Genomic DNA, 15,330 nt, shown 5'->3' with positions numbered 1-15,330 from the left:
CACATCAAATCAAAGATTATGATGTGGGCTTCTCAAACTCACGAATGAGACTTGCTGCTCCTCGGCGGATGCCGACGCTACGCGAACGATATCCTGTACCGATTTACCACAGCCATTAAGCGGCAGTCCAACCGCCAATAGTCCACGATTCAAAATGTTGATACCACTGTTCCAGTCGCGGTCAATTTTAACTTTACAACTGGAACAACAATGAATGCGTTCGCGCAGCGTCGGCTTCGCCGAATCGCTTAAAGTTTTTTCGACCCTAGAACCACAACTAAAACACTCGATACTTGTGGCACGTGGGTTAACTTCCTGAACTAACAAACCGCGTTTAACCGCCACTGCTTGCAATATTTCCAAGAATGCTCCCCAGGCCGCATCATGTATTGATTTTGCTAAATTAGTTCTAGCGAGTCCTTTGATGTTTAAATTTTCGTGAGCAATTAGGTCGTATTTACTACATAGCCAATGAGCAACCTGATAATGAAATTCCTTCCGGCAACGGGTTAAGTGAAGGTGCAACAAAGCTACTTTATGCTTTGATTTTTTCCAATTCTTAGAACCCTTGACGCGGCGCGACATTACTTTTTGAGCCTGAGCAAGTTTATCCTGAGCTTTCCTGTAAAACTGCGGAATAGGTACTGCCTCTCCGTCAGATGTGGTCAAAAATTTCTCTAGGCCAACGTCAATACCAACGGCAGACTTAACTGAATCTATGGATAGTAGTTCAGGTACAGTGTCGTCTTTCATTGAAAGACAGCAGTACCAACCATCAGCCTTCTTGACAATGGTGCATTGCTTAAGGACAAAACCCACGCCCTTCGGGCAAGCTTCGCTAACAGGCAATGGTCGATGCATTACAACAGGCATTGACCCGATTCGACTTAACTTTAAAACACCATCAACCAAGTGTGCCCCAGCCTTAGAATTATTGACCCTAGGGAATACAAACGATCTAAGTTCTCCAGCTTTTTTAAAGCGAGGTCTACCCCCACGTTTACCACTTGCGTCAGGTCTTCTCCATCTTTCCCAGGCTTTGTTTAACCTTTGCAGATTAACTTGTTGAGTCTCTGCATAAATTTTTTTATATTCAGGAAACAGTCGTTTTGTCTCCTTAAGGGCTGTTTGTTGAGTGTAGTAATTTACCTCTTCTGGAATCTCACCGATCGGCTCACTTACCAGACTACACCTATCAATCGGGGAACGAGTCCGATTGAGCCAATCAAGCCTTTGTCAAACATGCATAGTTCCAGTGGCGTCGAAGCAATTCGAGCCACCGTTCCATGGTGACAATTTGTTCAGGACTTGGCTTGATTCGGTAGCAGTAAGTGATTATCATACTAGTATTGTAGCATTTATCCTATAGTTATGAAAGGTAATTATACAAAAGAAAACAGGTCTGTTTATCGTCTTACTATTACAAGGTGTACAGTAAGACGATAAACAGACGTCAAGTTAGATCACAACAAATTTTGATGTGGCCTACGGCCTCCGCTGCGCGAACAGGCGCGCAGCAAATCTGCTCTGAAACTTGTGTTAAGTGGGAATGCAACCTGATAGAGTTGAACGGAGAAAGTGACCACCTCCATCTGCTCGTGGATCTCAATCCTAAAGTAGCTCCGGTTAAGTTAATAGCAAATATCAAAACTGTAACCAGTAGATTGATTCGTTACTGATTTTCTGAATACAAAAGGGCAGTTTTATGGCGATAAAAGGGAACAGGGAATCGGGAATCGGGAATCGGGAATCGGGAATCGGGAATCGGGAAAAAATGCTTTGTATCTCATTAATATGAAAACCAATGGTGATTGATCAAAACACCAAAAAATTTGCCCATCTCCCCATCTCCCTATTTCCCCATCTCCCCATCTCCCCATCTCCCCATCTCCCCACACTTCCCTACTCCCTACTCCCTACTCCCTACTCCCTAAAATTAATTGGATGATGCTACGGATTTAGTAGCAGCGTGAGCTTCTACCATCCGGGAAATATCAGGATTATAGAGTCGCAAATAATTCCAATAATTACCAAACACTGTTTTCACGTAACCTTTGGTTTCTCGAAAGGGGATTTTTTCAATAAAGGCGTCGGGGTCACTAAAACCGTATCTATTCACCCATTTGGATACATTACCGGGACCGGCATTGTAACTGGCAACGGCTAATAGGGAGTTATTACTATTTTGTTGGTGGGTAAAGCTTAGATACCATGTCCCCAATTTAATGTTGTCATCAGGGTTTTTAAGATTGTATTCTTTCAACTGGATTTTTTGGGCAACCCAACTACCTGTTGCTGGCATCACTTGCATTAAACCCATGGCACCAGCAACGGAACGGATTTCTGGTTCAAATCTAGACTCTTGGCGAATTAGGGCAGTTACGAGTAAGGGATTAAGCTCCCGTTGACCAGACCAGTTAACAATTGAATTTAGGAAAGGGAAGGGAAATAGAGCATGCCAGTATTTTGGGTCGTCACGCAGTGCTGCCCATTCGGCTTGTTCTTGGGGAGTCTCTCGTCGTTTTAGGCTCCAGACTTGGTTAATGCCTTTGAGATTATCCCCAATCCCTAGCCGCAATAAACCATCACTAAATTGCTCTGAGACACTGAGTTCCTTACGGTCTCCTAATTCCACTTGCCACAGAGCCCAAGCATCCTGATCTTGACCAAGCTTGTACAGTTCTTTGAGAGTAGCAGAACCGTCGGTTAGTAAAGGTCTAGCTTGGGGTCTGACCACTTTTGGCATTAAGTAGCGCACGGAGGTGAAGTCCCCTACATTCCAGCCTAAATAGTTGGCCGACCGCCATGCATAGTAGGATTCTGGATAACGAGCTAGTACATGCTCAAAGGCAGCTTTAGCATCATTAGGACGCCCCAACTTACTTGCCCATCGACCTACCCAGAAGCCAGCTTGGGCAGCGATGTCACTATCGGGATTGTTGGTGGTAATCGGTTGCGCCCATTGCCATGCTTGTTGTAGCTGGCCTTTTGCTGCTTTTTTTTGAGCCATTTGCCAACGATAATTAGCCGCAGCATCAGAACTAGCATATTGGGTCAATACCGACTTCCGAGCTTGGCCAGCAGACACTTTGCTGTTGAGCTTTTCTAGGATTTTGGCTTTGTCGAGCAAGGCTTGAGGAGCTTCATCGGGATAATTCTGGATGACTTGATCCAGATAAGCTAAGGCTTCTGGTGGCTTAGATATACTAGCAAGACGCCTTAAGGCTAATCCGGTTTCTTTGGCATTGGGATAGGCGCTGATTAACTGTTGATAAAAGATTTTGCCTTTGGTTGCTTTGGTATCTAAATGAAGCCCTCGACCTGCCCGGTAGAGATTGCGGGGAGTGCGGGGGGCTTTAGCGTAGGCTTTACCAGCTTTGCCATATTTCCAGGTTTCCCAGTAACCAGTGCCAATCATTTCCCAGTCTTCGGGGGTGAGTTGCTCAGGGTACTTGTCAACGATCCGGTCTCGGATCTCCTGCATTCCTAAGGCTTTAGGAGTGTGCTTGGCTAAGAGTAATAGTAATGGGAGTTGGTTGGGATTGGCTTTGAGGCGCTGTCGGACAATTTCTAGAGTACGGGGATGGCTGGGAAATTTTGCGATCGCATCGTCCCAGTGCTTAGGATTAGATTTGCCTAGATGATAAAGGGCTTCTGCTGCCACTGCTTGGTTGGGGTACTTTTTCAGGATAGTACCCCAGGCTGCTGTAGCCTTAGCGCTATCCCCCATGGCTTGGTAAGCTTGAGCACGTTTGAGGACAACGTGGGATGCTAAAACCGGATAATCTGACTCAAGTCCTTCGAGATGGTTTAGGGCTTGTTCTGGTTGATTTTGTTGAATTAAATCCGATGCCAACAGATAACGGGCGCGATACTGTTCCCGAGACTTCGGACCGGAGGCAAAGGCATCTAGGTTAGTTGCTCGTTGTTGAGGTGGCAGGGAAACCAGCCGTGCTACAGCGGATTTGCCTGTTGACTCCGTTAAGCCTTGGCTGGCAGTCTTGTTTTCCTCTTTTTCCTCTAGTTGATTTGCTACGGTGACACCTAAGAATACAACTCCCAGGCATACTGATACCAATAACACTATGGCTCCAGCCAATAACCGAAATTGCTGTTTACGCTCTTTTAACATAAATCCTCACCCAACAAAGTTCAGCAGTTGAAAGTCTCTTAGCATATGACCCTTCACCAGGGGAATCTGGTTTCCCTCTTGAGTTATGAACCATTATAAAAATTTCTTGGCTAAGAACCTGAAACCGTACTTAGTCAGAATTGGTCAGACTTGGTCAGATTTAACAGAGCACGAAGCCAGCAATAACTAGATAACTATGATAAGTATTATGGTAACTATATTGTTTCTCATCCTGATGAGGCACATTATTCCCACCCTTCCCGCGCCCCATCCCACATCTTTGAACAAGGATAACTTGAAATTGTGGTGATTTATGGTAAGATTGCCTATAATTTTGTTATTTAGCGAAGGGAACAGGGAGTAGGGAGTAGGGAATAGGGAGTGGCGTAGTGGAATGACCACTCTTAAAGAGTGCATTAGACAGAGGAGTCTTCATCAGTAGTTTCAAAAACAGCGGTTTTGGTGTTTGAGTTTGACTCGTGCATCTTCTGTGGTAAAACGCCAGGCGTTGCTGAATAATAGAATGGTTAAGCAAAAACTGGGATTGTATGAAACTTTAAATAATAAATAAGAAGCCTGATTGATAACTTCAACATCTCTTGAGATTTAGAGTAACACAGAGTTCGTCGATGTAGCCTAGCCAAGTAGTGTCTCAATCTCGTATTTTCACTCTCGATTCTAGTCATATAACTTTTTTTTGTTAAATGGTCAATGTCACTGATAAATATTTGATAAACAATATATTTATCAGTGACATACCAAAAGCTATGCCAGCCTTGTCTTGATGCAGTCGCTCATGGGGGAAACCACGGCAGTTGCTCATGGGGGGAACCCCCAAGACCGCACTGCCTCCCCAAGACCGCGCTGCATCGCTTTACGATTTTCCAAAGCTTTTTAAAAGTTTCAGCACTACGGTCACCAACTATAAAGTTTAAAATCCCGGGATACTTCTTGTCAGCTGCTGTCCTTTAAAGTTACCGTAGGAGAGGGTAGCCTTATTACAAAAGACTTAAAACTATTACTCATAACCTGCCGACGCTCATTGGCTACCCTCTCCAAGGTTTCGTCTCAAACCCAAATTTTGTTTTTTTTTTACAGCTGAATGCTTACAGCTAAAACCTTAAGCCAGTGCTTTGCAGCTAGACCAATGATTTGAAGCGAGCAGTTGTGGACTAGCTGCTGCATCTGGCTTACCAATTAGAGGAGTTGCACTCGGAGGGTTTGTTGTAGTCTGTAGCAACACCCCCGACTCAGGCAAACTCTTGTCAGGCTTACCTCAATCAATGTTAGGTATTGAACCATCAGACTAGACGAGGGCAAAATTCCCCTAACCGATCACCCCTGATTCACCAAGGGCTTCCATTGTTAATGATAAGTCAGTTTTAAAGGTTATGAAAACTACTTTATGCAAAAAACATTTTAAATTTATGCAAAATATACATTAAACAATTTTTTATGTAAAAAGCAATTTAATTTCATGTACCCCATACATAGTAACTCTATCTATTTAAGTTCTTGTTGTCCATGATGAAAAAATAACCAATTTTCGTAAAAGACAACTGGGTCATGACAACAATGACATCAGAGACGGCTAAAGTATCATCAGTAAATCAAAGGACTAATCAGACGGAAAAATCAGATAGCGACAATAAACCCGTCAAGCTAGGCTATATCAAGCTAATCCTCTGCGCTACAGGAATTGGCATTGCTGGCGGATTAGTAGCAACTAGCTACTATTTTGTCCTAGAACAGTGTTTGCATTTTGTTTGGCATTGGTTACCCGAATTTCTAGAACCCTATTTCCCGAGTTGGCTACCCTCTTGGAATTATGTGTGGATTGCCACTACCATTGGTGGGTTTTTCGTGGGCTTATCCCTCTACTTCTTGGGGTTACCCGGTGAAATGGCGTTGGTGATCGAAAAAGTCCACGATCCAGGTAGGATGGAGCCTCGTCAAACTCCTGGCATGATTGTGACCTCTCTAATTTCCATCACCGCTGGGGGGAGTGCAGGACCAGAAGCACCATTGGTACAGATTAATGGTAGCTTAGGTAGCTGGCTAGGAGTCAAGCTTAAACTGGCAATCAGCCATATCCGGATATTGACCTTCTGCGGGATGAGTGCTGCTCTTGGTGCCTTTTTTGGTGCGCCGATCGGGGGGGCATTGTTTGCCCTAGAAATTCCCCACCGCCGGAGTCTGGAATACTATGAAGCCATCGTACCAGCCATTGTCGCGTCAATTTTTAGCTTCTCTGTTTTCCGCTTTGGTACTGGGTTAGATGTGGGAGGAATTTACCGCTTTAACCTTTTTGATACGTTACCTGCTCTATCCTGGCTAAATTTAATTGAGGGTGCATTACTCGGGGTTGCTGGTGGATTAGCTGCTATCGTGTTTATCTATATCTTTCGCTTTACCAAGTCTTGGATTAAATCTATTGAACATCGCCATATTTTGCTAGCTACACTAGGCGGATTATCTATTGGGTTGATTGCTGTATTCTTTCCCCAAACCCTATTTTTTAGTGAGGAGCAAATTGAAACAGTGATTGAACAAGGTCCCACTTTGGGGGTAACCATGTTACTAGGGATTGCCTTGGCAAAAATGTTTGCGATCAGTTTTACCCTCCACGGTGGGTTTAGAGGCGGATTTATCTTTCCTCTATTTTTCATCGGTGCCAATCTGGGTTTAGCTATCTCCATCGCCTTACCCGGAATTCACCCCACCATTGCTATGCTTTGCCTGATGGCAGCGGTGAATGTGGCGGTCACCAAAACACCGGTCAGTAGCACGGTTATTCTTAGCGTTCTGTCTGATACATCGATTCTTCCAATTATTGCTATTGCTAGCTTTGCCAGTTTCTTGTTAACTACTAATATTTCTTTGCTGAAAACTCAGCGATCGCGTAGTCAGGAGGGTATCCCAGTAATGGCTTAAGAAGACTTAAGTCTAACTTAGTAAAGGATTGAGTCAGTCAACAAAATCAGTTTTTTTGTTGAGAAGTTAGGTGACAGCTCCTACACTGACCCGTTGGGTTCAGTGTAGACTTCCCAGGCAATCCGGCCATCGCTTAGGAGGCGCTGGGCCAATACTGCTCGGTTAAGGAAAGAGGGAAGTATTTGTTCGCGTGTTATTTACGCGAACAAGGGCTCAGATTAATTCTGAATTTTTACCTTCCTTGTGTCAAACTATCAGAAGAGGCTAAGAAAGAAGAACTCAGAAGAATTGATAATAAGGTAACTTAATTGAAGAGTTAGAACAAAACCATTGTTTATCTAAGCAACTTTAACCGTCTTGAAGGTTAATTGTTGTAATTTGGTTCCTTGTTTTCGATGGTATGGTTTAGCTGCATTGAATTTTGACCGAGACTTTTTGACAACTCGTGGATTAATTCTACCCTCTCTTGCAGGGATTTGATTATCTAAAATCTCTGCAATTAGCCAGCTCATAAATAAATTTATCTCTTCTGGTACTGCCTGCTGAAACAAGGGAACAGCACGACGCATTATTCTGAGGGTTCCAGTAAATCCTAATCTTAAAGGAGAAATTTCAGCTTTTTCGGCGGCTTTAAACATTAAGCATCTAATGCAATAATGTGCTAACAACCAACCATAAATTTCTTGGATAACTTCACGGGGATTATTCGAGCGAATCAACGTTTTTCGACCGTTGAGATGAGTCTTCATTTCGTCAAGAGTATTCTCGGCTTCCCAGCGCCAGTGGTACTCTTGAGCCAGTAACAGAGCCGGAAATAGATCCACATCAACCAAATCTGTAATCAGACGATATACTTGTTCAACTCCGTTTTCTTCTATCACATATTCAATCACCCGAACCGGTTTCCGGGTAGCTCCTTTCTTCTTGGATTTTCGGTCAGGAGCAATCCATGATAGATAAGAGCCATCCGGCAAAATTTTGACGACTTCAAACTTAACATTAGCAGGAACACGACCCAAAATGTGACATTTTTGCTTAAGGGCTTCCAACACCATCCTAAATGAATGTAATCCTCTATCCCACATGACAAGCATTCCCGGTCCAACTCCACGAAGGAGTTTTCTGGCTCTGACTCTTTCTCCGATTCGATAAGGACTAATCAAGGCATCCGTAATTAAATGAGTCCCTAGCTCAACTAACAACACCAATCTGGCTTTCGGAAAAGCTGCTTTCGTTCCCTTTCTCGTTCCTGGATAGCCAAAAACTCTGCTATTAGTTTCGGTGTCGGGCACATCAAAGACAGTGCCATCAATTGCCATCAATCTTAGTCCACCTAAGAAAGCTTCCTTAGTTTTAACTGTTGCCATCGGACGTGCTACTAACTCAAATAAACGAGTCATTACCGCTGGACCAACTCGTTGGCGGGCTTCGCTAATTGATGAAGAAGTTGGAGTTTTTAGACGGACTAGCTGACGAATCCAAGTCCCATTCAGTCCCGCCATCAGATTTTTGAAGACATCGACAATCGAGTCAGTTGCCCAGAAACTCATCCCTATTAACAGGGCAACTACTACATCCGTAGGGAGGCTACGCTTTCTTTGATGTTGACTCTGGCTCTGTTCAATCGCTTGTGCTATGGGATCGTGAGGTATAATTGTACCCAAGCTTGAGACTGATTGAGAAAAGGCCAAAAACTCGATATGTTATCGGATTAGATGCCAAGATCAATATTTGGTTATCAAAACTATTGCCAGACCTGGTCTTAGATCGACTGATTACTTGGTATTTAGGGTTAACTACAAACCTGATTACATTAGAAGGTAAAACTACTTTATAAAGTAAGTATAAAAATACTAATAAAAACAAATACATGAAGATTTGTCAAGAGTTATAGTTTTGGAATAAGAACCAATTAACAGATGTTATCTCAAGATAAACAAAGCAAAGCACGTGCTGATGATTTACTCGAGTGGCTTCGTAGCTACGCAAATGAGCGCATCAATTCTCGGCTAATCGATGAACGCCGTTGCATCCCACCATATATCGTGCTCGATCTAGGAAATCGTGGACTCTTGGGGATGCAGGTTCCACCGAACTACGGTGGTATTGGTCTGAGTAATCAAGATACTTTGCGTGTAATACAGCAATTAGGGGCTATCGATCCGACTTTGGCCTCATTTGTTGGCGTTCATAATGTCCTTGGGATTCGTCCCTTGATGAACTATGCTGGTGATCAACTCAGAGATGAACTTCTTCCCCTCATTGCTACAGGTCGAGAATTAGCTGCTTTTGCCCTCACAGAACCAGGAGCAGGGTCAAACCCTCAAGCTATTTCCGCAAAAGCCACACCCGATAGTCAAGGAGGTTGGCGATTGCAAGGTACAAAAATCTGGATTGGCTCCGCAGCATGGGCAAGCGTAATCAATGTTTTTGTCCAGACCTTTGATGCTGAAGGGCAATACCTAGGAGTTAGTGGTTTTGTAGTTCGTCAAGGAACCACTGGTCTACGGCAAGGTCCCGAAGCACTGACTATGGGGTTGCGTGGTATGGTTCAAAATGCTGTTTATCTAGATAACGTTTCTATAGATTCAGAGCATTTGTTAGGTGAAATGGGCGTAGGCATGAAAGCTGCCCAAGATGCGATGATGCACGGGCGATTATGAATTACAGCAGCTAGTCTTGGGGGAATGAAACGTTGCGCTCAATTAATGCTTCGTTATGCAAAACGCCGAAATATATCAACAGGTCAATTGCTAAAAAATCCAGTAACACTGGCTAAATTGACCGATATTACAGAAGGTATTATGGCTGTTGAAAGCTTAGTAACTCGAATTGCTAAGCTACTGGATGACGGATGTGCTATTCCTGTAGAGGCTTATGCTGCCTGCAAAATAGTTGGTCCAGAGTTCTTCTGGCAAGCGGCTGATAGCCTGGTTCAGATGCTAGGAGGTCGGGGTTATATCGAAACAAATATTGCACCTCAACTTCTGCGCGATTCTAGGATTCTTCGCATTTATGAAGGACCTACTGAAACCTTGAATATGTTTATTGGCTCTAAAATCAGCAATAAAAGCGAAGAATTATACCAATTTATTTGCCAGGGTCTGGAAGCACCTCAAATTGCTGATATCTTAAAAGTAGCGGTGGAACAAATTAACGCTCGCTACACTAGTTCTAAAATTCCTTTTTCCGAGAGGAGTGTCGCTAGTCGCTGGCTCTATGCTTGTACTGGCGAAGTAGTTACTCTAGCAATCCTACTAGCTGCAGTTGAAGGTGCTTTTAAACGTTCTGGTTCGGAGCGTCTATATCGTACTGTTACTTGGGCAAAACTTAATTTTGAACAGAAACTTGAAAGAGTTTTATCTGGGACACCGGCAGAACTGGTAATGTCTAGCTCTGACACTATTACTGAGCTAATATCCGATTATTCCAACGCAATTGGCGAAATTGAACAGACTCTCCCAGGAGAAGAACGCGAATTAGATGAGATGCTGTATTGCTCGTGCTAGTTACATTTCTGTTGCAATTATTCATTACAACCCTAATGCTGTCGGTTAGCTTTAAACTTACGATAGAGGATATCCTGCGTACATTTCGCAAATCAGATTTGATAGTACGTTCGTTGTTAATCAACTTCCTGATTGTACCGATCGCGGCTTTGCTACTCACACAGGGGCTTGCTTTACCAAAAACTACAGCAGTAACTCTCTTGCTTGCATCAGCAGCGCCAGGAGCACCCTTTGCACCAAAATTAGCTGTTATTGCTGGTGGCGATCTGGCTTCTGCTATTGGCCTGACATTTACTTTATCGATCTTAGCAGTGGGCATCACACCCTTGATGGTTCGCTTAAGTTACGCTGGGGTTGAAGATACACTCATCAACACTCTGCCCATTATTTGGAGCCTGGTATTCTTTCAGTTACTTCCTTTACTTACTGGTTTTGCTATTCGCCACAAGAGTGTGCGACTTGCCAAGCGCTTACTTTCTCCAGTCAAGATGCTCTCAGATATTCTGTTTGTAGCACTCCTGCTTCTGGTTCTGTGCCAAAATTTCGACATACTCTTTAGTATTGGATGGCTGTCGTTTACCGCTATGGTACTATTTACAGTCGTGACTTTGGTCAGTGGTTGGGGACTAGGTGGTTCTCAAACTCGCACGCGGAAATCAGTGACCTTGACGACTGCCTCGCGGAACTTAGGAATTGTACTACTGATTGCAGTAGAGAATTTTCAAAAAATGGGTATAGAGGGTGCTGTCATCGCTTTCGGTATTGTTGAGCTAGGAATTACACTGCTGGTAGCGGTCTACTTTCGCTGGTTTTATTCAACCTAAGTTCGGATTAACGGGAATATGGAAGAAATTTATATCAAAATTAACGGTTGTGAATATTATGTCCAAGATTCGCGTAATGGAAACGATAGCGTAATCCTACTACATGGATGGCCGGATGACAGTTCTTTATGGAGATTTCAGATTCCGGCTCTGATACAATCTGGATACCGTGTTATCTGTCTTGATTGGCTTGGTCATGGGCAGAGTGAAAAAACTGAAGACTTAAATAAATATACCCTCGCCTCCCTATCTGCTGATGTGATCGGATTGATGGACGCACTGAATCTGGAAAAAGCCCATTGCATTGCTCACGATTACGGTGCAGTAGTAGGTTGGGAATTAGCCACAAGGTATCCAGAACGGCTCGTGTCATATGTTGCCTTATCAGTAGGGCATCCTCTGGCATTAGTAAAAAACTTTTCCCTAGAGTCAATCCTAAAAAGCTGGTATCTAATTTTCAACCCCTTACCTGTGGCAATCCCTATATATCGTGCAATGAATGGATTGATTTTTAGGTGGGTACTGCGTGGTCACCCCGACAAAGAAAATGTAGTTGAAAAATTTTTACTTGAAAAAAAACCTTTTTATATTCAAGTCTGGGAAAAAGCTAATCCGATACTTCCATTTATTTTATCTTCACTTCGCCAACAACAATCACAGCTAACTTTAATAAAAGTTCCAACTCTTGGTATTTGGAGTTCTGGAGACAACTTTATGGCTGAGGAACAGATGAGGAAATCGAGTGCTCTAGTGCAGTCGGAGTGGAAATATATAAAAATATCTAAATGCAATCATTGGCTTCAATTGGAAAAGCCACAAGAAATTAATAAGCATTTACTTGAGTGGCTTAACCAACAGGGGGAAAAGTGTTAAACTAAGCCAGACACTCGGTTTTGCTGAACCCGGAGGTTTTCCATCTCCCTGCTGTTCCTGCTGCTTGCCTTCATTAAGCTTACTCAAACTCACTTGCAGGGTAAAGGCATCTCATTAAAGGGCTGAAACAATTGAGGTTTTCTATACTCATAGTTTTGGTGCTAAATTAACATCAATAGCTTCGTCAAGCCTGTTATAGCGTTAACTCAACCTAAAATTGACTTGCTCAATTTGGCTGCTGAAAAGCAGTTACTGAGATACTTTCAAGTTTTTGGAGAGGTCTATTGTATAGAAAAACACTGTTTACCCTAACCAGCATAGTCCTAGTCACCAGTATCCTGGGCGCTTGCACCAAGGAACCTTCCCCGCCTGAAACTAAGTCTAATCTCAGGCTGACTCCGGAAGGTTTGGGAACACTCAACAAAACCAGCAACTTTGATGCTGATACCATCAAGAGTGCTTTGCCCAGTTATACCGTAAAAAAAGAAACCACCTCTGCTGAAGGCGAAACTTACGATATTTTCAAAGCATACTGGCAAGATAGCCCGGTAGTGGAAATCGATGCCGACATCTCCCAGCAAAAAATCGGCAGGATTGAAATACTAAGCGATCGCATCCCTGGTCCAAAGGATGTGAAAGTAGGAATAGCCTACTCAGCCACTCCTGGACAAGAGAAACTAGACTGCTTGCCAGGTGAGGAAGGGTCCACTGGTAAAGTGATTTGTAGGTTTGAGGAAAATGCCTCGATCCTATACGTATACCAACCCCTTAACTGGGAAGGGCCTTATCATAAGTTACCTCCCCAAGAGGTTCTCACCAAGGCGAAGCTAGATAGTCTACTTTGGGTAGCACGCTAGTGAGCAAATAGCAAAAATTAATTACTAATTACTAATTAGCGCTCTAATTACCGCTCTTTCAGGGCTGGGGAATTGCTCAATGGTGTTTTTGCTGAAGATTCCAACAGCAAACCATACTCAATGCCTTCCACCACAGCTTCATAGGACGCTTCAAGAATATTACTGGAAACCCCCACAGTTGTCCAGCGCTGTTCTCCATTGCTTGATTCCACTAGCACCCTTGTCTTAGCCGATGTGCCAGCAGCACCATCCAGAATCCGCACTTTATAGTCGGTTAGATGAAAAGCCGCAATCTCTGGGTAAAAGTTCACTAAGGCTTTGCGCAACGCTGCATCAAGGGCTGACACTGGTCCATTGCCTTCTGCTACTTCCAAAATATCCTGGTTGTTAACAGATACTTTAATGGTTGCCACAGAATTACTGTAGGGTTTACGGACCCCTTGTAGCATATCGCAATGTATCTGACAGCCTTTGAGTTCAAAGGGATGTTCTCGATATCCCAAAGCATCCCGCATCAACAAATCAAAACTGGCTTCCGCTGCTTCAAATTGATACCCTTCATTTTCTAGATCTTTGAGGCGTTCCAGGATTTCGCGACAGGCGGGGTCTTTTTTATCCAAATCATGACCGAAACTACGGGCTTTTGCTAAGACATTGCTCAATCCCGACTGGTCAGAAATTACAATCCGACGCTGATTACCAATCTGTTCTGGCTGAATATGTTCATAGGTCAGAGGATTCTTTGCCACCGCTGACACATGGATGCCACCTTTGTGAGCAAAGGCTGAACGACCCACAAAGGCAGCATGGTCATTGGGAGCAAGATTGACAATCTCGCTAATTAAACGACTAGCTTGGGTCAGTCTGGCCAGCTGATTATCCTCAATACAGGAATAACCAAGCTTCAACTGTAAGTTAGGAATCACAGAACAGAGATTAGCATTACCACAGCGTTCACCATAACCATTAATCGTTCCCTGAACCATACACGCTCCCTCAGATACCGCAGCTAAGGCATTAGCAACCGCTGTATCGGAATCATTATGGGTATGGATTCCTAACATGGGTTGGAGGTTAGGCGGTTGAAGGTTAGCAGGTTGAAGGTTAGCAGGTTGAAGGTTAGCAGGTTGAAGGTTAGCAGGTTGAAGGTTAGCGGGTTGAAGGTTAGCGGGTTGAAGCTTAGCGGGTTGAAGCTTAGAACCTTGGCCTTTTGGCCACGCTTCGCGAACAACATTCAACCTTCCAACGTTCAACTCACTTTCAACATTCAACCTTCCAACGTTCAACTCTTTAGCTACATCTCTAACAATTTGACTAACTTGATCGGGTAGGGTACCACCGTTGGTGTCACACAGTACTAGCCATTCTGCACCCGCATCTTTAGCAGCTTTCAGGGTTTTGAGGGCATAGTCTCGATTGGCTTTATAGCCATCAAACCAGTGTTCTGCATCGTAAATCACCCGACGCCCTTGACTACGGAGGTATTCTATGGTATCCCGAATCATGGCTAGGTTTTCCTCTAGGCTAGTTTTCAGCCCTTCGGTGACATGAAGATCCCAGGATTTCCCAAAAATCGTCACCCAGCGCGTTCCTGCAGCTAAAATAGCTTGCAGCATCCGGTCTTCTGCAGCGATCATGTTTGGCCGTCGAGTTGAGCAAAAGGCTACTACTTCTGCTTGTTTGAGAGGTTCTTCTTTGAGCTTCCAGAAAAATTGCACATCTTTCGGATTTGCCCCTGGCCATCCTCCTTCAATGAAGGGAATACCTAACTCATCCAGTTGTCGAGCAATGCGTAACTTATCTTCTAGAGACAATGAAATTCCTTCACGCTGGGCACCATCCCGCAGCGTTGTATCGTAAATCCAGATGGGGTGAGAAGTTGTTGAAGTCATGGGCAGTTATAAAAGTTGACTTTATCGTAAAGAAATGTAAATTGTAGTTAAGGGTAAGCTTTGAGGGCCTAAAGCTTAGTCAGAGGACTAGACCTCTAGATATTTATAAACGCAGCTTATCTAGAACCATCAAACAATAAGAGCACCTTAGTGTATTGCCAGATTGGCTTTGTTCACAACACTAAACATAGCTGCATCTAATTGTATTAAAAAATAAGCTACAGATAAGGAGTAATCTTGAATAATGCCTAAAGTAACAGCACAAGGAAAAAGCTTTGAATGTGACCAGGGCAGTAATCTGCGCAAGGT

Annotated in this window: 10 protein-coding genes and 4 pseudogenes; 7 read left to right on the top strand and 7 right to left on the bottom strand. The window is 43.6% G+C overall.

What is annotated here, in order from left to right; all coding sequences use genetic code 11:
* Positions 1-9 precede the first annotated feature (9 nt).
* A pseudogene (locus F6K49_RS27120) lies at positions 10-1,342 on the bottom strand (transposase).
* Between the two features lie 82 nt (positions 1,343-1,424).
* On the opposite strand from F6K49_RS27120, the pseudogene F6K49_RS53635 reads away from it, so the two are divergent.
* A pseudogene (locus F6K49_RS53635) lies at positions 1,425-1,679 on the top strand (transposase); the annotation flags it as partial.
* 24 nt (positions 1,680-1,703) lie between these two features.
* Here the strand turns inward: F6K49_RS53635 and F6K49_RS27115 are convergent.
* From F6K49_RS27115 to F6K49_RS27100, 4 genes and pseudogenes are all read right to left on the bottom strand, one after another.
* A complete protein-coding gene (locus tag F6K49_RS27115) occupies positions 1,704-1,880 on the bottom strand; it encodes a hypothetical protein (protein ID WP_293022443.1) in 177 nt (58 codons plus the stop codon).
* A gap of 56 nt (positions 1,881-1,936) precedes the next feature.
* Positions 1,937-4,132 carry a transglycosylase SLT domain-containing protein gene (locus F6K49_RS27110; protein WP_293022446.1) on the bottom strand — a complete coding sequence of 732 codons (2,196 nt, stop codon included), beginning with the start codon at positions 4,130-4,132 and terminating at the stop codon, positions 1,937-1,939.
* 337 nt (positions 4,133-4,469) lie between these two features.
* Complete coding sequence (locus F6K49_RS27105; RefSeq protein WP_293022449.1) at positions 4,470-4,667, bottom strand: hypothetical protein; 198 nt, start codon at positions 4,665-4,667, stop codon at positions 4,470-4,472.
* Positions 4,660-4,896, bottom strand: a pseudogene (locus F6K49_RS27100) (IS1 family transposase); the annotation flags it as partial. The pseudogene F6K49_RS27100 and the gene F6K49_RS27105, both read right to left, overlap by 8 nt.
* Positions 4,897-5,698: 802 nt before the next feature.
* Here F6K49_RS27100 and F6K49_RS27095 point away from each other — a divergent pair.
* Complete coding sequence (locus F6K49_RS27095; protein WP_293022452.1) at positions 5,699-7,066, top strand: chloride channel protein; 1,368 nt, start codon at positions 5,699-5,701, stop codon at positions 7,064-7,066.
* Between the two features lie 506 nt (positions 7,067-7,572).
* Here F6K49_RS27095 and F6K49_RS27090 read toward each other — a convergent pair.
* Positions 7,573-8,757: pseudogene (locus tag F6K49_RS27090) on the bottom strand (IS4 family transposase); the annotation flags it as partial.
* Positions 8,758-8,985: 228 nt separating this feature from the next.
* On the opposite strand from F6K49_RS27090, the gene F6K49_RS27085 reads away from it, so the two are divergent.
* From F6K49_RS27085 to F6K49_RS27065, 5 genes are all read left to right on the top strand, one after another.
* On the top strand, positions 8,986-9,729 hold the full coding sequence (locus tag F6K49_RS27085) for an acyl-CoA dehydrogenase family protein (RefSeq protein ID WP_293022455.1): 744 nt from the start codon (positions 8,986-8,988) through the stop codon (positions 9,727-9,729).
* On the top strand, positions 9,730-10,575 hold the full coding sequence (locus F6K49_RS27080) for an acyl-CoA dehydrogenase family protein (protein WP_293022526.1): 846 nt from the start codon (positions 9,730-9,732) through the stop codon (positions 10,573-10,575).
* Entirely contained in the window at positions 10,569-11,399 is an 831-nt protein-coding gene (locus tag F6K49_RS27075) for a bile acid:sodium symporter (protein WP_293022457.1), read from the top strand. Before F6K49_RS27080 ends, F6K49_RS27075 begins: the two co-directional genes overlap by 7 nt.
* A gap of 18 nt (positions 11,400-11,417) precedes the next feature.
* Positions 11,418-12,272, top strand: a complete 855-nt coding sequence (locus F6K49_RS27070; protein ID WP_293067301.1) for an alpha/beta hydrolase — start codon at positions 11,418-11,420, stop codon at positions 12,270-12,272.
* Positions 12,273-12,556: 284 nt separating this feature from the next.
* Positions 12,557-13,129 (top strand): DUF1131 family protein, encoded by a 573-nt coding sequence (locus tag F6K49_RS27065; protein ID WP_293022461.1) that lies wholly within the window; start codon positions 12,557-12,559, stop codon positions 13,127-13,129.
* Positions 13,130-13,176: 47 nt separating this feature from the next.
* Here the strand turns inward: F6K49_RS27065 and cimA are convergent, their stop codons facing one another.
* Positions 13,177-15,021, bottom strand: coding sequence for a citramalate synthase (gene cimA / locus F6K49_RS27060; RefSeq protein ID WP_293022463.1), 1,845 nt, complete (start codon positions 15,019-15,021; stop codon positions 13,177-13,179).
* Positions 15,022-15,330 lie beyond the last annotated feature (309 nt).

The organism is Moorena sp. SIO3I6 (assembly GCF_010672095.1).
Note: the sequence above shows the minus strand (reverse complement) of the source record. Positions and strands in the feature narration are given on the sequence as shown.

What these genes read in the sequence shown, in the direction of transcription:
- F6K49_RS27115 (WP_293022443.1), bottom strand. Translation starts at nt 1,880, where the DNA reads ATGGGGAGATGGGGAGATGGGGAAATAGGGAGATGGGGAGATGGGCAA.
- F6K49_RS27110 (WP_293022446.1), bottom strand. Translation starts at nt 4,132, where the DNA reads ATGTTAAAAGAGCGTAAACAGCAATTTCGGTTATTGGCTGGAGCCATA.
- F6K49_RS27095 (WP_293022452.1), top strand. Translation starts at nt 5,699, where the DNA reads ATGACAACAATGACATCAGAGACGGCTAAAGTATCATCAGTAAATCAA.
- F6K49_RS27085 (WP_293022455.1), top strand. Translation starts at nt 8,986, where the DNA reads ATGTTATCTCAAGATAAACAAAGCAAAGCACGTGCTGATGATTTACTC.
- F6K49_RS27070 (WP_293067301.1), top strand. Translation starts at nt 11,418, where the DNA reads ATGGAAGAAATTTATATCAAAATTAACGGTTGTGAATATTATGTCCAA.
- cimA (WP_293022463.1), bottom strand. Translation starts at nt 15,021, where the DNA reads ATGACTTCAACAACTTCTCACCCCATCTGGATTTACGATACAACGCTG.